Source organism: Mycobacterium sp. 663a-19 (genome assembly GCF_035616495.1).
In the GTDB taxonomy this organism is placed as follows: Bacteria; Actinomycetota; Actinomycetes; order Mycobacteriales; family Mycobacteriaceae; genus Mycobacterium.
Window position 1 is genome coordinate 46,142 of sequence record NZ_JAPJAV010000011.1, and the last position, 19,196, is coordinate 65,337.

General features: G+C 67.0%; 14 protein-coding genes. 6 read left to right on the top strand and 8 right to left on the bottom strand.

The window, feature by feature from the left end:
* The first annotated feature begins 7 nt into the window (after positions 1–7).
* The gene (locus tag OQ968_RS19150; protein WP_324680744.1) at positions 8–1,267 is read left to right on the top strand and encodes a cytochrome P450; all 1,260 of its coding nucleotides are present in this window, start codon (positions 8–10) and stop codon (positions 1,265–1,267) included.
* Here the strand turns inward: OQ968_RS19150 and OQ968_RS19155 are convergent.
* The 4 genes from OQ968_RS19155 to OQ968_RS19170 form a co-directional block, all read right to left on the bottom strand.
* Positions 1,264–2,094 carry a Sir2 family NAD-dependent protein deacetylase gene (locus OQ968_RS19155; protein WP_324680745.1) on the bottom strand — a complete coding sequence of 277 codons (831 nt, stop codon included), beginning with the start codon at positions 2,092–2,094 and terminating at the stop codon, positions 1,264–1,266. The two genes, OQ968_RS19150 and OQ968_RS19155, sit on opposite strands and share 4 nt — an antisense overlap.
* A 96-nt stretch (positions 2,095–2,190) precedes the next feature.
* On the bottom strand, positions 2,191–4,860 hold the full coding sequence (locus OQ968_RS19160) for an ATP-binding protein (RefSeq protein ID WP_324680747.1): 2,670 nt from the start codon (positions 4,858–4,860) through the stop codon (positions 2,191–2,193).
* A complete protein-coding gene (locus OQ968_RS19165) occupies positions 4,857–8,030 on the bottom strand; it encodes an ATP-binding protein (RefSeq protein ID WP_324680749.1) in 3,174 nt (1,057 codons plus the stop codon). Before OQ968_RS19165 ends, OQ968_RS19160 begins: the two co-directional genes overlap by 4 nt.
* Positions 8,031–8,170: 140 nt before the next feature.
* Positions 8,171–8,647: a CAP domain-containing protein gene (locus OQ968_RS19170; protein ID WP_420715955.1), complete on the bottom strand. Its 477-nt coding sequence runs from the start codon at positions 8,645–8,647 to the stop codon at positions 8,171–8,173.
* Positions 8,648–8,802: 155 nt separating this feature from the next.
* Here OQ968_RS19170 and OQ968_RS19175 point away from each other — a divergent pair, with 155 nt between their 5' ends.
* Together OQ968_RS19175 and OQ968_RS19180 are read left to right on the top strand one after the other, a co-directional pair.
* Positions 8,803–9,414 carry an NAD(P)-binding protein gene (locus OQ968_RS19175; RefSeq protein ID WP_324680753.1) on the top strand — a complete coding sequence of 204 codons (612 nt, stop codon included), beginning with the start codon at positions 8,803–8,805 and terminating at the stop codon, positions 9,412–9,414.
* Positions 9,393–10,262 (top strand): hypothetical protein, encoded by an 870-nt coding sequence (locus OQ968_RS19180; protein WP_324680754.1) that lies wholly within the window; start codon positions 9,393–9,395, stop codon positions 10,260–10,262. The genes OQ968_RS19175 and OQ968_RS19180 overlap by 22 nt, the downstream gene beginning before the upstream one ends.
* Here the strand turns inward: OQ968_RS19180 and OQ968_RS19185 are convergent.
* The 3 genes from OQ968_RS19185 to OQ968_RS19195 are packed head-to-tail and all read right to left on the bottom strand — an operon-like array spanning position 10,255 to position 12,416.
* Positions 10,255–10,632 carry a nuclear transport factor 2 family protein gene (locus OQ968_RS19185; protein ID WP_324680757.1) on the bottom strand — a complete coding sequence of 126 codons (378 nt, stop codon included), beginning with the start codon at positions 10,630–10,632 and terminating at the stop codon, positions 10,255–10,257. The genes OQ968_RS19180 and OQ968_RS19185 overlap by 8 nt on opposite strands.
* Before the next feature lie 44 nt (positions 10,633–10,676).
* Positions 10,677–11,816: an amidohydrolase family protein gene (locus OQ968_RS19190; RefSeq protein WP_324680759.1), complete on the bottom strand. Its 1,140-nt coding sequence runs from the start codon at positions 11,814–11,816 to the stop codon at positions 10,677–10,679.
* Positions 11,817–11,876: 60 nt separating this feature from the next.
* Positions 11,877–12,416 (bottom strand): isochorismatase family cysteine hydrolase, encoded by a 540-nt coding sequence (locus OQ968_RS19195; protein WP_324680761.1) that lies wholly within the window; start codon positions 12,414–12,416, stop codon positions 11,877–11,879.
* Between the two features lie 59 nt (positions 12,417–12,475).
* Between OQ968_RS19195 and OQ968_RS19200 the strand changes: the two genes are divergently transcribed.
* Positions 12,476–14,518: an NAD(+) synthase gene (locus OQ968_RS19200; RefSeq protein WP_324680763.1), complete on the top strand. Its 2,043-nt coding sequence runs from the start codon at positions 12,476–12,478 to the stop codon at positions 14,516–14,518.
* On the opposite strand, the gene OQ968_RS19205 is transcribed toward OQ968_RS19200, so the two are convergent.
* Entirely contained in the window at positions 14,515–15,384 is an 870-nt protein-coding gene (locus OQ968_RS19205; RefSeq protein ID WP_324680765.1) for a PfkB family carbohydrate kinase, read from the bottom strand. The two genes, OQ968_RS19200 and OQ968_RS19205, sit on opposite strands and share 4 nt — an antisense overlap.
* Before the next feature lie 127 nt (positions 15,385–15,511).
* Here OQ968_RS19205 and OQ968_RS19210 point away from each other — a divergent pair, with 127 nt between their 5' ends.
* Entirely contained in the window at positions 15,512–17,725 is a 2,214-nt protein-coding gene (locus OQ968_RS19210; protein WP_324680767.1) for an adenylate/guanylate cyclase domain-containing protein, read from the top strand.
* Positions 17,725–19,128: a mechanosensitive ion channel family protein gene (locus OQ968_RS19215; RefSeq protein ID WP_324680769.1), complete on the top strand. Its 1,404-nt coding sequence runs from the start codon at positions 17,725–17,727 to the stop codon at positions 19,126–19,128. The genes OQ968_RS19210 and OQ968_RS19215 overlap by 1 nt, the downstream gene beginning before the upstream one ends.
* Positions 19,129–19,196: the final 68 nt, after the last annotated feature.

Below are 19,196 nucleotides of genomic sequence, written 5' to 3' on the forward strand. Positions count from 1 at the left end.
GGATCCCATGACGGCTACGCCTGCCATTGCCCGCGCCTACGACACCATCGATTTGTCCTCGCGGGCGTTCTGGTCGACCACCGCCGCGGACCGGGAACGCTCGTTTGCCGTGCTGCGGGCAGAGCGGCCGGTGAGCTGGCATCCTCCTGTCGAGGACGCCCTGATGCCCGACCCGGACGACCCCGGCTATTGGGCCGTCACCCGGCGCGCCGACATCGTCACCGTCAGCCGCAACAACGAGGTGTTCCTGTCCGGCAAGGGCGTGATGTTCGAGAACATTCCGGCGGAGCTGCTCGAAGCGTCGCAGTCGTTCCTTGCGATGGACCCGCCCCGACACACCAAGTTGCGCAAGCTCGTCAGCGCCGCCTTCACCCCGCGGCAGGTTCGCCGCATCGAGGACTCGATCAAGGCGAACGCCAAGACCATCGTCGAGGAGCTCCGGGCCGCTGGCAGTGGTGCCGACTTCGTCGACAACTGCGCCAAGGAATTGCCCATCCGCACCCTGTCGGACATGGTGGGGATTCCCGAATCCGAGCGCGAGCACATAGCCCACGCCACCGACGCCATGGTGTCGTGGGCCGACCCCGCCTACCTCGACGGCCGCAACCCGATGGAGGTGCTGGTCGAGAACCAGGTGTACGTGCATCAGGTGGCCGGCGCGCTCGCGGCGGAGCGCCGCGAACATCCCGGCGACGACCTGATCAGCAGCCTGGTGCACGCCGAGGTGGACGGCGACCGGCTTTCCGACGCCGACGTGGCCGCGTTCTTCGTGTTGCTCTCCGTCGCGGCCAACGACACCACCCGCCAGACCACCAGCCACGCCATGAAGGCGCTCACCGACTTCGGAGACCAAAGGGCATGGCTGCTAGAGGATTTCGACAGCCGCATCGGCACCGCGGTCGAGGAATTCGTCCGGTGGGCCTCGCCGGTGATGACGTTTCGGCGCACGGCCGCAACGGATTACGAGCTGGGCGGCCAGACCATCCGGGCGGGCGAGAAGGTGGTGATGTTCTATCCGTCCGGCAACTGGGACACCGAGGTGTTCGACCACCCGGAGCGGTTGGATCTGAGCCGCAACCCTAACCCGCACGTCGGCTTCGGCGGCGGCGGAGCGCACTTCTGCCTCGGGGCGCACATGGCCCGCGCGCAGCTGCGCGCCATCTTCGGCGAGCTACTGCGCCAGCTGCCGGACATCGAGGCGGGCGATCCGACCTACGTGGCGGGCAACTTCATCCATGCCGTGCGTAGCATGCCCTGCACATTCTAGGCCAATGCTCCGGCGAGTTCGGTGGCCAGCAACGCCAGCAACTCCGAGCAGCCGCCGTCGACCTTGACGGTCGCCAGGCCATCACCGCGGGTGCGGCCGCGGTTGACGATGGCGACCGGGATGTCCCGCGCGGCGGCGTGCCGCACGAACCGATAGCCGGAGAACACCGTCAGCGAAGAGCCCGCGACCAGCAGCGCCTCGGCTTCTTCGACCACCGAATACGCCTGGGCCACAGTGTCTTTGGGGACGCTTTCGCCGAAGTAGACGATATCGGGCTTGAGCATCCCGGCGCAGCTCGGGCAGTCGAGGTAGCGGAACGACGCGGTGTCGGCGACGACTGCGTCGGCGTCGGGCGCCACCGCCAGCCCGCCGATTGCCTCGGCGCGCTCGATGAACCCCGGGTTGAGCGCCTCGAGCTCTTCGGCCAGCGCCGCACGGCTCAGGGTGTGGCCGCAGCCCAGGCAGATCACCCGCGCGTAGCTGCCGTGCAGGTTGACGACGTTGCGGCTGCCGGCCTTGGTGTGCAGCAGGTCGACGTTCTGGGTGATGACCCCGGTGACCACGCCGACGTGCTCCAGCGCGGCCACCGCGCGGTGCCCGGCGTTCGGCAGCGTGTCGTCCATGTGCCGCCAGCCGACGTGGTTGCGCGCCCAGTAGCGCTGCCGGAACATCGGGTCGGAGGTGAACTGCTGGATGGTCATCGGGTTGCTCGGCGGCGAATCCGGGCCCCGGTAGTCGGGGATGCCGGAGTCGGTGGAGATCCCCGCGCCGGTGAGCACCGCGACCCGCCGTCCGGCCAACAGCGCAACCAGCTCCGGAGCGTCCATGGCCCAAGGGTATCCAGACCCTCGCGAGCGTGCGCGTTTGCACATCGCCACGCCGATAACGCTGGCATCCTGCGCACCCTCGCGCGAGGCTGGGGTCTATTTCGCGACGGTGTTCAGTTCCGCTCGGGCCTGTTCGATTTGGTCGTATGCGTAGGTCACCATCTCGGCGGTGGTCATCGTCTCGCCCTTGCGGGCGAGCGATTCGTAGGTTTGGTCGCCGAGAACCTCGCGAAGGTGGGTGATCGTTGTGGCGAGTTCGGGGAAGCCCGCTGAGGTCATCGGATTGACCGTTGCGAAACCCGCGATGGTGGCCGCTGGCAGGTAGCGCCCGAACCGGTCGAGAACGAAAGCAAGCATGGCCAAGGGGTTATGCACCATGCCGAAGTTGCCCGACTCGTGGTGATTACGGACCGCCACGGCAAGGTAATTCAACGCCACCATCGGGTTGCCGTGTTCGGCCTCAATGCCGGAGACCAAGTAGGCCAGTTGTGTCTCATAGAAACGGTTGCCGCTATCCCGCGCGATGAGCACACCGCGGCGCAGCGCTTCGAGAGCGCGGCCGGGCTCGGCGTTGCGACAGGCAGCCCCGGACACGAGCAGTGCGTACGCAAGCAACCACGGATTACGGCTCGCTTCAGCCGCATCGACGAGCCCGTTCGCGGCAACCATCGCCTCGTCAGTCGAACCGGAGACAGTTAACGCGAGCACAAGGTGCGCCCTGGCGTATGTGTTGGTGCCGCCACTGCGTGCCAGCTGGGCGCGACATAGCTCGACCCACCGGTCGAGCTGGCCGACAAAACCGTAGGCACTCGCCAGCCAGCCCTCACCGACGTACGACACGTTGTCGCTGGCGGCGGCGATAACCCGCTGACCGACCTCGCTGTAGCGCACAGCCTCCTCGAAGCGTCCGATGACGCAGCACAGCGATGCCACCACGCACACCGCGGCCAGTCGAGGATGGTCGACGGCGCGAAGAGGCTCTACCAGCTCTCCGGCCCAGGCTGTGGGTTCGTAGTTCCCCAGAGAGGAGCCGAGAAACGCAGCACATGTCGCGATGGCGGCAGCGGCGTCGAGATCGCCGCGGTCGGCAGCCCACCGAAACGCGGTACGCAGATTGGCGAGTTCGACGCTGAGCCAGTCGTACGCCTCGCGCTGGCGGGGACTGTCCCACAGGGCCAGGATGCCGGCTTCCCGCCCGGCGAAGTAGTGCGAGTGGGCGGTCCGCACCTCGGACGCTTCGTAGTGGCCGACGAGTTGGTCTTCGGCGAACTGGCGGATCGTCTCCAGCATCGAAAACCGAGTCCGCCCCGAAGATCGGTCGGCGATCAGCAGCGACTTGCGCACCAGTGCGTCGAGTACGTCAAGAACGGCGTACTCGTCGAGATCGTCCGATGCAGCTACCGCGCAGGCGCCTTGGAGGTCAAATCCGCCCGCGAAGACCGAACAGCGTTCCAGCACTGACTTTTCGGTGTCGGCGAGAAGGTCGTAGGACCAGGCCACCGCATGGCGCAGCGTGTGGTGGCGTTCCAGGCCGCGCCGCGAGCCAACCAGCAGCCTGAATCGGTGATCGAGTCGATCGCGCATTTCGCTGGCGGTCATCGACGCCATCCGGGAGGCGGCCAGTTCGATGGCCAACGGAATCCCGTCCAGGCGTTGACAAATCTCGGTGACCGCAGCGGCCTCATCGCCGTCGACCATCGAGAAGCCCGGTGAAATGCCTTGAGCGCGTTCGACGAACAGACTCACCGCCACAGAATCGATTCCCGCGGCAGCGTCCAGCGAGCGCACCGGTCGAACCTGCTCGTCTGAAACTCCGAGTCCCTCGCGGCTGGTGGCCAGGATTCGCGCAGTCGCCGAGTGCGCGAGGACGGCTTCGATCAGGTCGGCGGCGGCGGTGAGAACGTGCTCGCAATTGTCGATCACCAACAGTCGGATCCGGCCCTCCAACGCAGCGGCCACCGACTCGCTGACGGTCTTGCCCGGCTGCTGGGTGATGCCCAGCACCGCGGCCACGGCGTCGGGTACCGCAGCCGGATCGGTCACCGCTGCGAGTTCGAAAAACCAAACACCGTCCGGGAATTCATCAGCTAGGTGCGCCGCGACTTCCAACGCCAGACGGGTCTTGCCGACCCCACCCACGCCGGTCAGCGTCACCAACCGATGCGACTTGACCGCCGCTTCGATCTCGGCGACCTCGGACTCACGTCCGATCAAGCTGGTGGTCGCAGGCCGCAGATTTCCCGGGGTCGTGTCGAGCGCCCGCAACGGGGGAAACTCCTCGCGCAGGCCCGCTGCCCGTACTTGAAAGACACCGACCGGCCTTGGTACGTCCCGCAACCGCCGCGGCCCCAGATCCACCAGATCAACTCCAGTGAGCAGAACCGCCGTCGACTCGGCAAGGAGAATCTGACCACCGTTCCCGGCGCCCATCACCCGCGCCGCGCGATTGAGCACCGCACCGAAGTAGTCGCCCTCCCGCAGTTCGGCTTCGCCGGTTGCGATGCCCATCCGCACGGGCAACTCCAGCGTCCGCTGCGCGGCAATGGCAGCATCCACCGCGGACGTTGGTGACGCGAATGCGGCACACACTCCGTCACCGGTGTGCTTGAACAAAAAACCGCCGTGCGCCTCGATCGCCGAGCGCAACACCTCGTCGTGTGCGGCGAGGGCCTTCCGCATCGTGTCCGCGTCCGTCTCCCACCGACCGGTCGAACCCTCGATATCGGTGAACAAAAACGTCACAACCCCGGAAGGGGCAGCGATCATGGCATCGCCTCGGCCCAGCCGATATGACCCTCGAAGCCAAGCCTTTTCGCCATGTCGCGGTAGCGATCCCGGTACTCGCGATAGCCGGCGTCGTCACCGTGAGCCCGCGCCAAACCAGCCCGGCAGCGCAGCAGCCAGATCTCGCGCGTTACCAGACCGTCTTCACCCCGCGCGGCGGCCAATTGCTCGACGGCGGCCTCGGCTTCGGCCATGTCACCGTCGGCGCCGCGATCGAGCAGTGTCTCCATCAGGACACCGGTCGCCAGCGAGCCGAGCGCCTGCAGCACTCCGTCGCGGAACAAATCGTCGACGGCGGCGCGCATCAGCGGTATCGCCTCATCGCGATCTCCACGCCGAACCATCTCACGCGCCCGGCACACGTTGATCGCGGGTAACAGGCCCACGTTTTGGCCACGGCTTCGGTACATTTCGCTGACCGTGGCCAGCAGCTCATTTCCCCGTTCACGCTCGGCCGCCGTGTGGCGGTGGACCAGCGCGACGCTGAGCGTCATGCGAGCGAAGGCCAACGCCACGTCATCGCCGGACCGTTCGGCGATCCGCACCGCGTCCTCGATCTCGCGCATCGCGGAATCCTCGGGCAGGAGCATGCCGCTCAGGATTCCGGGGAAGTAAACGTAGGCGATGACCCCGGTGTAGGAGAGGGGGTCGGCGTGGCGCGCCATGGCGATTGCTTGCCGCTGATCATCGCGCCATCCGGGAAGGCCCAGCGAACAACGGGCGATACCCCTAACCGCCAAGGCATTCGCCAGCGGACAGCCGATCATGAAGTTCCCCTTGGACGGGTCGCCCTCGGCCAGGTCGATGGCCCGTTGTGACCACCGCAGCACCGTGGACCACTCAGACGTCGCGGTCTTGGCCCGGATCGGCAAGGGGGAGAGCCCCACCGTCAGCACCGGATTGTCGAGCGCCTCGATGAGCTCCCAGGCCTCGGATGCCAGCCGCGAGGCCTCGAGAATCCTGCCCTGATAGAGGCAATCGTGGCCCAGCCCCGCCGTGGCGATGGCCAGTGACGCCTTGTCCCCGGCGGCGCCGCACAGCTCACGCATTTCCTCGAAACGGGCGCCGGCAACATGTTCGTGGACTCGCCAGGCGATCGCGCACAACATCGTGCGCGGCGCAATGCGCATGGCTGCCCGGTCCGGCTCCCCGGCAGGCAGGGCGTCGGCGAGCATCCGGGCGCGCTCCCATCTGAAACGCGCCGCGGCGATGTCGCGGTTGGTCGCCCACTTCGCGGCGCGCATGTTCCAGCCGTATGCGTCGCGCAGGTCACCGGCGGCCTGGAGATGGTCGGCGATCAGCGCGGCGTTCTGGTCGGCCGATTGCGGCTCGCGGGTTTCGATCGCGGCGGCCAGCCGCCGGTGCGACTCGGCGCGATCGGATTTCAGTTGAGCCTCGTAGGCCACGGTCCGAATCAGCGGATGGTGAAACGCATATTCGGCATCCGGCCCGTGCCGAACCTGTTTGATCAGCTCGGCGGTGATCAGCTCGTCGACGCGGGCGTCGATGCCCAGGCTGGCCAGCAGATCGCAGCTGAAGCTGGATCCGATGACCGCCGCGGCAGCAAGGGTGCGTTTGGCCGCCGGGGGTAGCCGGTCGATGCGGGCGGCGATGGCGGCTTGCAGCGTGGCCGGCACTTGCACGTCGGTGACATCGGTGCGGCAGGAGTAGTTGGCGCGCTCGCCGACGAGTACGCCGCGTTGAGCGAGTTCCCGGGTGATCTCTTCGGCGAAAAACGGGTTGCCCGCCGCGCGTGCGGTGATGATCTGGCCGATCTCGGCCACTGACGGATCGGGGCCCAACAGTTCGGCGACCAGGGCGGCGGTTTCGGCATCGCTGAGGGGCGCGAGGGTGATGCCTTGCGCACCGGGCACCCGGCTCAGCGCGCCCCGATATTCGGGGCGGTAGCTGATCAACACCAACGAGCGCGTCCGCGGGATCACCTCGAGGAAATCGGCCAGCATCGATTCGCTGACGGCATCGATCCAGTGGGCGTCCTCGATGACGTAGAGGGTGGGGGTTGTGCGGGCCAGTGATGCGGCATTGACCAGCGCGGTCAACCGTCGCCGTCGCGCGTCGGCATCGGTCTTGGGCAGGAAAAACTCGGGATCGGCGATGCCCAGCAGGTCGTCGAAGAGCGCCAGGTCCTCGGGGTCTGCACCGCGAACCTGGGCATGGACCTGTGCGCGGGCCGCCTCCGCCTCGACGCCCTCGATCCCGGTGGCCGCGCGCAACAGCCGCGCCACCACGCGGAACGGAACGTCGGCGGCGTGCGATTCGCAAAAGGTGGTGAACACCTCCACACCCCGGACCGCTGCCATCGCGGCGACCTCGCGCACCAGACGGCTCTTGCCGATGCCGGGTGAGCCCACCACGCTGACCACACCGCCGTGGCCGTCGATTGCGCGCTCCAACAAAGCCTCGACGGTGGACAACTCGCACCGTCGACCGACCAGACTCGACTCGCCATGCCCGACAACGCGATGCCCGTCTCCCAGGCCCAACAGCCGATACGCCACGACCGGCTCGTCCGCACCCTTGATCCGGACCAGCTCGGGATCGCCCAGAGTCGCAACGTCATCAACAAGTCGTTTCGTTGACGCGGTGAGCATCACCCCGCCCGGCGGGGCGACCGATTCCATCCGTTGCGCCATGCCGACCTGCTCACCGATGGCGGTGTAACCGAAAGGCCCGGAACCGATTTCACCGGCGATCACCTGACCGGAGTTCAGTCCCACCCGTATCCGGAGGTCCACGCCGTCGTGTTCTTGGACGTCGACGGCGAGCCGCGCGGCCTCGTCTTGAATCCCCAGGGCCGCCAGACCGGCACGAATCGCATGGTCCTCCAACGCCATCGGCGCGCCGAACACCGCCATGATCCCGTCGCCGGTGAACTTGTCCACCGTTCCGCCGTACCGCTTGACCACCGCCGAGCAGCGGTCGACAAGGCCGGTGATGATCTCGCGGAGCCGCTCCGGACCCACCGCCGCGGCGATGTCCATGGAGTGCACCACATCGGCGAACAGGATGGTGACCTGTTTGTACTCGGCGCGGGCATTTCCGTCTGGCAGCGGTGAACCGCACCTATGGCAAAACCGGGCATTCTCCAAGGGCTCGCTGCCGCACGTCCGGCACGCTGCTATGGCAGTCACCCGACCCTCCGCCAATCCCGGCCCCCGGTTCTCACAGGATAGGCGATCGCAAACCCCACGAGGAGGGGTTCGCGGTGGTGATCGCTGTGCCGAGTGCTACGGCGGAGGTGGTGACTCGAAACGTCGTGGCCCGCTCGGTTTCAGGGGCTCGCGAAGTCACCCACGACGGTCATCTTGTTGCCGTCCGACGCGGTGGCGAAGCCGGCCGTTGTGAACGTGCAATTCAGGATGATCGCTCGGTGTGGGGGACTACCCATCCAGAGGTCGACCGCTGAGCTCGGGGTCGCAGCGGAGCCGGTGCCCCAATAGACGATCTCACCCGTGGCGCCGGTCGTCGGGTAGCCCGCATCCGCGATGCGCGCCCGCGGCGAAGAGCCATCCGAACCGATATGGCCGCTCACCCCGTTCGCCAGCATGTCGTTGGCGTGCCGCTGCGCCGAGGCTGCCAACCGCGGGTCGTCCCCGATCGGCCCGCACGTTTGGCGAAGCCGGCTGATGCCGCTGTACACCGCGGTCCCCGAATCGTCCGCGCGAGCGACAAAGCCAGCAACTGTGCCCGGAGTTGTGAAGACGGCGCAGATCGCGAAGACGGCGACAAATCTGACTTTCATCGTCACGTTGCCTCTTGCCACGCGCTCGCGTTGCTGTTTAGCAAACAAATGCTACTCACGTTCGACCACAAAAGGCAGGGAATCAAAGGAGTAGTCGATTACTCTTCCCGGGGGCGCCGCGCGGACACATACTTGACGCCTGTACAAGAAGAGGTGGTCTGATGTCCGCACCCCAGCCTCCGCTTGTGGAAAGCTGCGACGTCTGCATCGTCGGAGCCGGCATCGCCGGGCTCAACGCCCTGTTCGCCGCGAGCCGATACCTGTCGCGCGACCAGAGGGTGATCCTGATCGACCGTCGGGCGCGTGTCGGCGGCATGTGGGTCGACGTGTACTCGTACGTGCGCCTGCACCAGCCGCATCCCATGTTCACCGCGGGCGACATCGAGTGGACGCTCGGCAAGGATCGCGGCTACCTGGCGGCCAAGGACGAGGTGCTCGACCATTTTCGGCACTGCGTCGACGTGATCAGGGAGCGCGTGCGGGTCGATGAGTACCTCGGCTGGGACTTCGAGTCGGCGGAAGAAGCCGACGGCATCGTGCGGGTCACCTGTCGGGCCGCCGACGGCCGGGTGCTCGTCGTCGAGACAAGGCGCTTGATCAAGGCCTTTGGTCTGGCAATCACGACGAACGAGCCGCTCGAGATGTCCAGTAAACGCATCCATTCGGTGTCGCCCGACTACTGCGACGTCCGGGCGGGCGACATCAGGGAAAGCGACGCGCCCGTGTGGGTCATCGGCGGCGGAAAACCGCGATGGACACCGCGCACGCACTGATCACGGCGTACCCCGGTCGCGAGGTGAACCTCGTCGCCGGCCGGGGAACGTTCTTCTCCAGCCGGGACAACCTTTTCCCGAGCGGCGCCCGACGGTGGTGGACTGGCACGCCGGGGAGCACCATCGGCGCACAGATGGGTCGCCAGTACGACGGCACCAACGAATCGGAGGTCCAAGGCTGGTTCCGCGCCACCTACGGCACCTACCTGACTCCGCAGGCGGACAACTTCGTGTTGGGTGTGCTGTCCGAGGCCGAAAACCGCACCATCTCAGCAGGTCTCAACGATGTCGTCATGGACTATTTCGAGGATGCGGTCGATCGCAACGGCACGACCGAGTTGGTGTTCCGAAGCGGATCGACGAAGACGATCCAACGCGGCAGCTGGGTGGTCAACTGCACCGGATACGTCAAATTCCCCGACGACAACTCCTACGAGCCGTACGTTTCGCCCAGTGGCGCAGTCGCTTCCATCAATGTGCGGTCGGCCATACTGCACCTACCCGCGTTCATGGGCTACTTCATGGGCCACCTGCTGTTCCTCGACAAGCTCGGCGAGATCCCGCTCTACGAAATCGACTGGCAGGAACTGCGGCAAAAGTCACCGTTGGCGTTTCCGTACGTGCTGTTCGCGCTCATCCAGCACAACCTCAGCCTGATCTACGACAACGTCCCCAGGCGCGTATTCGCCGAGAACAGCCTCGATTTCGACAAGTGGTACCCGCTGCCGCGCCGCTTGCCGGGCATGGCACGGTTCGTGCTCACCCACCGCCGCGAGCGCGAGCGCCAGCGCCGTGTGCTCGACACCGTGCGGGAGCGATTCGGCATCCGTTGCGGTCCACTCAAGTAGTGATCTGAGTCTGCTGATACAGCGCGAGCTTCCAGCCATCCTGCGTGCGGTGGTACACGCTCGACATCGCCCCGACGAAAGCGGGTTCCGCGTCTTCGCGGTACCCGGTTCCGGTGTAAACCAGCGCCGCGTTGTCGTCATCGAGTTGGACCAACCGCACATCGGCGATGTCGTATGCGCGCCACGGCGGGGACTCGGACAGCGCCGACACGACGGCGTCGCGGTCCATCACCATGCCGTTGGCGAGCACCATCACCGCATCGGGCAGCATCGCGCCGCCGTAGAACTCCGAACCGGTCGCGTTGCACAACGAATCCCAGCCCGCCCGTTCGAGTTCCATCAACGCATCGAGCATCGAATTGTCAGTCATGTGGTGGTGGGTACCCACTTTGGCAGGCGCAACAGCGCGCCGGCCTATCGGTTGAGCAACGAGTCGACGTTGGTGTGAAACAGGCCGGGCAGTTCCTGCTCGTCGCAGCCCATCCGCCGGTAGTCGTCCAGCGGCGTCGCGGTTCCCTCGGAGTGGGGATAGTCGCTGCAGAACATGAACACGTCGCCGCTCATCGTGGCCAGCTGCCTAGGGTTCTCGTAGGAGAACGAGGACACCCGGACATGATCGAGAAAGTATTCGCTCGGCCGCCGGGACAGTTCCGCCGTCGGCTTGCCGTTGAGCATCGTGGTGAACGCGGACGCCCCGTCCAACATCATCAGAAACTGCGGCACCCAGGCGGAGCTGAGCTCGACCACGCCGAAGCGCAGACCCGGATGACGCTCGAAGACGCCGTGCAGGATCAGGTCGGACAGCGCCAGCGCCGGTGGCACCCACAGGAATACCGCCTCGGTGGCGGGCACCAGATCCTGGACCGGGTCGTCGTGATACCAGCAATCGTCGAAGACGCGCACCTGATCGGCGACGTGGAACACCGGCGTGACGGCGTGGTCGACGAACGCGGACCAGATCCGGTCGTGCTCGGGATGCGACAGCTCCCGGCCGTCCACCGGCCCGGCGCCGATCATCGCCAGCGTGACGCCGGCGCCCGCCAGCGCATCCAGCTCGGCCTCCAGCCACTCCGGGTCGCGCAACGTCAGGTGCGCCACCGGATGCAGCCGCCCGCCCCCTTCGGCCCGCACGATCGCGCACCACCGGTTCCATGCCGTCATGTTGGCGGTCATCGCCGGAAGTGACGACGACAGGCGGCGCTCCCAGAGCAGCCCGAAATTGGGGAACAGGACCGCCTCGTCGAGCCCCGCACCGTCGAGCCAGCGAACGCGGGACGCGGGCTCCCAATAAGAGGCGGGCAGCGCCTCGTCGTACCGATACGAGGAGCGCCTGCCGGTCCGCTGGCGCTTGCGGTGTTCCCCGCACGACGCGGTGTTGCCGGGCAGGTGGACGTCGGCCAGCGCAAGGCGAGCGCCGTGCCAGCTGAGCCAGGTGTAGCCCAATTCGTCGTCGACCAGGCTCAGCGCATCATCGCGCGCAGCCGGGTCGATGTGGTCGGCCCACAGCGAACGGCCCTCGTAGAGGTGTTGGTCCGAGTCGACGATGCGAGCCACACCGCCAGTTGTCCCACCGCCGGCGTGCCGCGTCAAGGCCCGGAAAAGGCGCCCGGCCGCTCAGCCGAGGCAGTCCGCCGCCGTGGTGAGCTCGGCGGACATGTTCTGCTCCATCATCTTCAGCGCCGCCGCGCCCAGGTCGGCATCGATGTGGGCGACGGCGTCGGTCGGGATCACGACGGCGAAGTGGCGGACATAGGCGTCGAGCGCGGTGTAGAGGATGCACTGTTCGGTGACCTGACCGGTGACGATCAACCGCTTGGTCTCGAGGCGACCCAGCAGGTACGCCAGCGCCGTCGCGTAGAAGGCGCTGTGGCGGACCTTGGTCAGTACGCGGCATTCTTGCGACGGCACGATCGGCTTGACCAGATCGGGCCGCGCCCCGTCCAGCGCCGAGCGGACGATGTCGGAGAACTGGGCGGTGAAATCGCCGTAGTTGTCGTTGACGTACACCAGGTCCACGCCGTCGGCGGCCCGGGCGTGGCGAACCAGATCGGCCAGCGGCTCGATGATCTTTTCGACGTTGGGTACGAGGTCTTCGGCGTCGGGATGCCGGTAGGAGTTCATCATGTCGATCACGACGACCGCGGTATCGCTCACGCTGTCGGGGATACCCGGCGCATGCTTTTTGACACCGGGCAGGCGACAATGGAAGGGCGATGGACTTTTACAACTGCTACAGCCAGGGCTTTGTCCGGGTCGCCGCGTGCACGCACCACACCACGATCGGCGACCCGGCGGCCAACGCCGAGTCGGTCCTGCGGTTGGCGCGCGAGTGCCACGACGACGGCGTCGCCCTGGCCGTGTTCCCGGAGCTGACGCTGTCCGGCTACTCCATCGAGGACATCGTGCTGCAGGACCTGTTGCTCGACGACGTGGAGGCCGCCGTCTCGGACATCGTCGCGGCCTCCGCCGAGCTGTTGCCGGTGCTGGTGGTCGGCGCCCCGCTGCGTTACGGGCAGCGCATCTACAACACCGCGGTCGTCATCCACCGCGGCGCGGTGCTCGGGGTGGTGCCCAAGTCGTACCTGCCCACCTACCGCGAGTTCTACGAGCGTCGCCAGATCTCCCCCGGGGACGACGAGCGCGGCGTCATCCGCATCGGCGACATCCAGGCCCCGTTCGGGCCCGACCTGCTGTTCGCCGCGTCCGACCTGCCGGACTTCGTGTTGCACGTCGAAATCTGCGAGGACATGTTCGTGCCGATTCCGCCCAGCGCGGAAGCCGCGTTGGCGGGTGCCACGGTGCTGGCGAACCTGTCCGGCAGCCCGATCACCATCGGGCGCGCCGAGGATCGTTGCCTGCTGGCCCGCTCGGCGTCGTCGCGTTGCCTCGCCGCCTACGTCTATGCCGCGGCGGGCGAGGGCGAATCGACCACCGACCTGGCCTGGGACGGCCAGACCATGGTGTGGGAGAACGGCGTGCTGCTCGCCATGTCCGAGCGCTTCCCGAAGGGGGAGCGAAGCAGCGTCGCCGACGTCGACACCGGGCTGCTCCGTTCGGAGCGGCTGCGGATGGGGACCTTCGACGACAACCGGCGTCACCACCGCGCGTCGGCCGAGTCGTTCCGGCGCATCGAGTTTCGCCTGGACCCGCCTTCCGGAGACATCGGGTTGCGGCGCGTGGTGGAGCGGTTTCCGTTCGTCCCCGCCGATCCGCAACGGCTGCAACAGGATTGCTATGAGGCCTACAACATCCAAGTCGCCGGGCTGGAACAGCGGCTGCGCGCTCTGAACTACCCGAAGGTGGTCATCGGGATCTCCGGTGGGCTGGACTCGACACACGCGCTGATCGTCGCCGCGCGCGCAATGGATCGCGAGAAGCGGCCGCGCAGCGACATCCTGGCGTTCACGCTGCCCGGCTTCGCCACCGGAGATCGCACCAAGCGCAACGCGATCGAGCTGTGCCGCGCGCTCGGGGTCACCTTCTCCGAGATCGACATCCGCGACACCGCGCAGCTGATGCTGAAGGAGATCGACCATCCGTTCTCCCGCGGCGAGAAGGTCTACGACGTCACCTTCGAGAACGTGCAGGCCGGATTGCGCACCGACTACCTCTTCCGCCTGGCCAATCAGCGCGGCGGCATCGTGCTGGGCACCGGCGACCTCTCCGAGCTGGGGCTGGGCTGGTCGACATACGGTGTCGGCGACCAGATGTCGCACTACAACGTCAACGCCGGCGTGCCCAAGACGCTGATCCAGCACCTGATCCGCTGGGTGATCTCGTCGGGGCAGTTCCAATCCGACGTGTGCGAGGTGCTGCAGTCGGTGCTCGACACCGAGATCACGCCGGAACTCGTTCCCAGCGGGGAAGAGGAAGAGCTGCAGAGCAGCGAGGCGAAGGTGGGGCCGTTTGCGCTGCAGGACTTTTCGCTGTTCCATGTCCTGCGCTTCGGGTTCCGGCCGTCGAAGATCGCGTTCCTGGCCTGGCATGCGTGGAGCGACCCCGAGCGTGGCAGCTGGCCGCCCGGCTTCCCGGTGGACAAGCGCCCGTCGTATTCGCTCAAGGAGATCCGGCACTGGCTGGGGGTCTTTGTGCAGCGGTTCTACTCGTTCAGTCAGTTCAAGCGCTCGGCATTGCCCAACGGCCCCAAGGTGTCTCACGGCGGGGCCCTGTCGCCGCGCGGGGATTGGCGTGCCCCCTCGGACATGTCGGCGCGCATCTGGCTCGACGAGATCGAGCGCGAGGTCCCCGAGGACTAGCGCAGCGCCGCCTCGATCGCGGAGGCGTCCGGCGCGCAGTCGCCGGCGCCGGGAACCAGCGTCGACAGCGCCGCCGCGGCGCAGGCCCGCCGCAGCGCGTCGAGCCGATCGGCCCGCGAACCCGGGTCGCGCGGCCAGTTCGCGGCCAGCACCCCGGCGAACACGTCGCCGGCGCCGGTCGTGTCCACCGCGTCGACCGCGGGGGCGGGTACCCGGAACTCGCCGTCGGGACCGGCGCAGCCGGCGCCGCGCGCGCCGAGGGTGGTCACCAAGTGGGTTGGCCGCCAGGGCCATTCGCGGGCCTCGGTCTCGTTGACGATCACCACGTCCGCGACGGATGCCAGCTCGGCGAGCGAGCTTTGGTCGCGGCCGGCGGGTGAGGCGTTCACCATGACGACCGCTCCGGCCGCCCGGGCCGCGCGCGCCGCGGCCACCGCCGTCGGCACCGGAATCTCCAACTGCGTCAACAACACTTCGCAATCCGTGACGGCCGCGCGCGCGGCGCCGTCGGCCAGCGCCAACCGCCCGTTGGCGCCCGGTGCCACCACGATGGTGTTCTCGGCGCCGGCGTCGACGACGATGATCGCCGTTCCGCTCGGCCCGGGTATCGCGACGGTCCCGTCCAGCCCAACGCCGTTGACCAAGAGGTGGGCCCGCAACTGTTCGCCGGCCGCATCGTCGCCGACCGCGCCGACGAACTGCACCCGCGCGCCCGCGCGCGCCGCGGCGACCGCTTGGTTGCCGCCCTTGCCGCCGGGCGCGTACGTCAGCGACGACGCCAGCACCGTCTCGCCGGGGCGCGGCAGGGTGGCGACGTCGAACGTGAGGTCCATGTTCACGCTGCCCACCACGCAAACCCGCGCCATCCCGCCGACGGTAGTCGCATCGGTGGGACCATTTCGACGCCGAACGCTTCGTGCAAACCCCAATTTCTCGGGTTTTGCGCGCTAGTCTGCTGCGTTAGCGATGCCGAATCTAGGAAGGCGGAAGGCATTGACATCGAGCGAGCTAAAAGACGCCGAACCGGCCGCCGATCTACCGGAAAGCGCGCCGGAATCCGCCCCGGCCGAAAAGACTCACGGTGCTTCCCGCCGACGGGTGTGGCGCCGTTTCAGGTTCGGCATCCAATCCAAGATCCTGGTGGCCTTGCTGCTGTCGAGCATCCTTGGCGTGGCGGTGATCGCCCTCATCGGGGCCATGTCCGGTCGCACCGCGTTGCGGCAAGTCGAGTCCGAGCGGTTGATCGAGCTGCGGGAGTCCCAGAAGCGGGCGGTGGAGGCGCTGTTCCGGGAGGTGACGAACTCGCTGATCGTCTACAGCGGCGGATACACCGTCAACGACGCCACGACGGCGCTTGCCGCGGGTTTCGCTCAATTGGGCAACGCGACGATCACCCCCGCCCAGCAACAGGCGCTGGTCGGCTACTACGAAAACGAGATGCTCAAACCGATCAAACAGCGCACCGGTGAGGGCATCGACATCAACGCGGTTCTGCCGAGTTCGGCCGCGCAGAAGTACCTTCAGGCGTACTACACCGCGCCGCCGAGGCCGAGCGCCGACTCGCTGCCCGTCGAGGACGCCGGCGACGGCAGCGCATGGTCGGCGGCCAACGCGCGCTTCGATTTCTATATCCGCGGTATTGTCAGCCGGTTTTCCTATCGGGACGCGCTGCTGCTGGACATGCAGGGCAACGTCGTTTACAGCGTCATGAAGGGGCCCGACTTCGGGACCAACATCCTCACCGGCCCGTATCGCGAATCGAACCTGCGCGACGCATACGAAAAGGCGTTGGCCTCCAACGACGTCGACTACGTGTGGATCACCGATTTCCAGACCTATCAACCGCACCTCGGCGAACCCACCGCGTGGGTGGTGTCGCCGGTCGGCATGAACGGCAAAATCGTGGGGGTCATGGCCCTGCCGGTGCCGATCGCAAAGATCAACAAGATCATGACCGCCGACAAGCACTGGGACCGCGCCGGCATGGGCGCCGCCACCGAGACGTATTTGGCGGGTCCCGACAACTTGATGCGTTCGGATTCGCGGCTCTTCCTGGAAGACCCGAAGGAATACCGGCGCGAGGCCATAAACGCCGGCACGCCTCCCGATGTCGCGGACCGGGCGATCCGGTTGGGTGGCACCACGCTGGTGCAGCCGGTTGGAACCGCGGGCCTTCGGGCCGCCCAACGCGGCGAGACCGGAGTCGTCAGCGCCACCGATTACACCGGCAACAAAGAACTGGAAGCCTACGCCCCGCTGAACGTGCCGAATTCCGAACTGCATTGGTCGGTCCTGGCGACCCGAGACAATTCCGACGCCTTCGCGCGGCTGGGCAGATTCAGCAAGGGCCTCGTGATCGCGGTCACCACAATGGTTTTCGCCATCTGTGTGGCCTCCATGCTCATCGCCCAGGCGGCGGTGCGACCGGTTCGCCGCCTCGAGGAGGGCACGCGGAAGATCAGCTCCGGCGACTACGAAATCAACATCCCGGTGAGGTCACGCGACGAGATCGGTGATCTGACTGCGGCTTTCAACGAGATGAGCCGCAATCTGGCGATCAAAGAGGAGCTGCTCAACGAGCAGCGCCGGGAAAACGACCGCCTGCTGCTTTCGCTGATGCCCGAGTCGGTGCTGCAGCGCTATCGTGAGGGCGAGGAGAACATCGCCCAGAAACACCACGACGTCGGCATCATCTATGCCGACATCGTCGGCCTCGACGAAATCTCCAACGTGTTGCCGGAGGGCGAACTGGTCGGGATTGTCGACGAACTGTTCCGCCAGTTCGATTCGGCCGCGGAATCCCTTGGCGTGGAACGGATTCGCACGTTCCACAACGGCTATCTGGCCAGCTGTGGCGTCGTCACGCCGCGGCTGGACAGCATTCACCGCAGCGTTGACTTCGCCCTCGAAATCAGCCGGATCATCGATCGATTCAACACCGAGACCGGCCACCAGCTTCGCCTCCGGGTCGGCGTCAACACCGGCAACGTCGTCAGCGGGCTGGTGGGCCGCTCCGGCCTGGTCTACGACATGTGGGGTGGCGCGGTGAGCCTGGCGTACCAGATGCACAGTGGCGCACCGCAGCCCGGCATCTATGTCAGCTCGCACGTATACGAGGCGATGCGGGACGTCCGGCAGTTCACTCCCGCCGGCGCGATCTCGGTGGGCGGCACCGATCAGGCGATCTACCGGTTGTTGGAGCGGTAATGAACGTATTCGACTCGTCGTGGTTCTACTGGGCGGTGGGTATCGCGGTGGGATTGCCGGTCGGGCTGATCCTTTTCACCGAGCTGCAGGACGCGCTCCTGCGCAGGAACAGCAAGTTGGCCGGGCCGGTGAGCCTGATTCGCAACTACCTGCTGCCGCTGGCCGCGCTGCTGCTGTTGCTCGTCAAGGCATCGGAGATCCCGGCCGGGGACGTCCCGGTGCGCGTACTGACCACGGTGTTCGGCTTCCTGGTGATGGTGCTGTTGCTGTCGGGGCTCAACGCCACCGTCTTCGAGGGCGCGCCCGAAGACAGCTGGCGCAAACGCCTGCCCACCATCTTCATCGACGTCGCGCGCTTCGTGCTGATCGGCGTGGGCCTGGTCGTGATCCTGTCCTACATCTGGGGCGTGCGGGTCGGCGGCTTGTTCACCGCGCTGGGCGTGACGTCGGTGGTCATCGGCCTGATGCTGCAGAACTCCGTCGGCCAGATCGTCTCGGGTTTGTTCATGCTATTCGAGCAGCCGTTCCGGATGAACGATTGGCTGGACACCGGGACGGCGCGGGGCCGCGTTGTCGAGGTGAACTGGCGGGCCGTGCACATCGACACGGGCAGCGGGATGCGCGTCACGCCGAACTCGATGCTGGCCACGACGGCGTTCACGAACCTCAGCCGTCCGTCGGGCTCCCACAAACTGGCGATGACGACCACGTTTTCGGTGGCCGACCCGCCCGACCAGGTGTGCGCCATGCTTTCGCGGGTCGCCCTCGGGCTGCCGCAGCTGCGGGGCGACAGCGTGCCCCGCTCGGTGCCGCTGGGCGGCGCCGAGTACCGCACCAGCATCGGGTTGGCCTCGCCGGCCGATGACGGCGCCGCGCGGGCAACGTTTCTGCGCTGGATCTGGTACGCGGCCCGGCGCGACGGGCTGCACCTCGACGACTGCGACGACGACTACTCGACCACCGAACGCGTGGAAAAGGCGGTGCGCACCGTGGTGGCGCCGGCATTGCGACTGAACGCCGACGAACAGCGATCGCTGCACACCTGCGCCAGGCTCGTTCGATACGGCGCCGACGAAACCGTGGAGTACGCCGGCCAGGTGCCCGATGCGATGAGGTTCCTGGTCGCGGGCCGCGTGCAGCTGGTCGCGACGGCCGACGACGGGTCGGCCGTGCCGATCAGCACGCTGATGCAGGGATCATTCCTGGGACTGACCGCGCTGACGCGGCAACCGAACATGGCGAGCGCGTACGCGCTCGAAGAGGTGACCGCGCTGGAGATCGATCGGGAGCACGTCGAGCATCTCGTGATGCGTGAACCGTTGCTGCTGCAGAACTTTGGCCGCATCCTCGAAGAACGCCAGAGCAAGGTGCGGCAGGCCCGGCGCGGTGAGCGGGTGGCGTGAGCCGGCGGCGCCGGACGCTGCGCGAGGGGCAGCCAAACCCGGTCGGCCAAGGACCGATACGCTGGTCA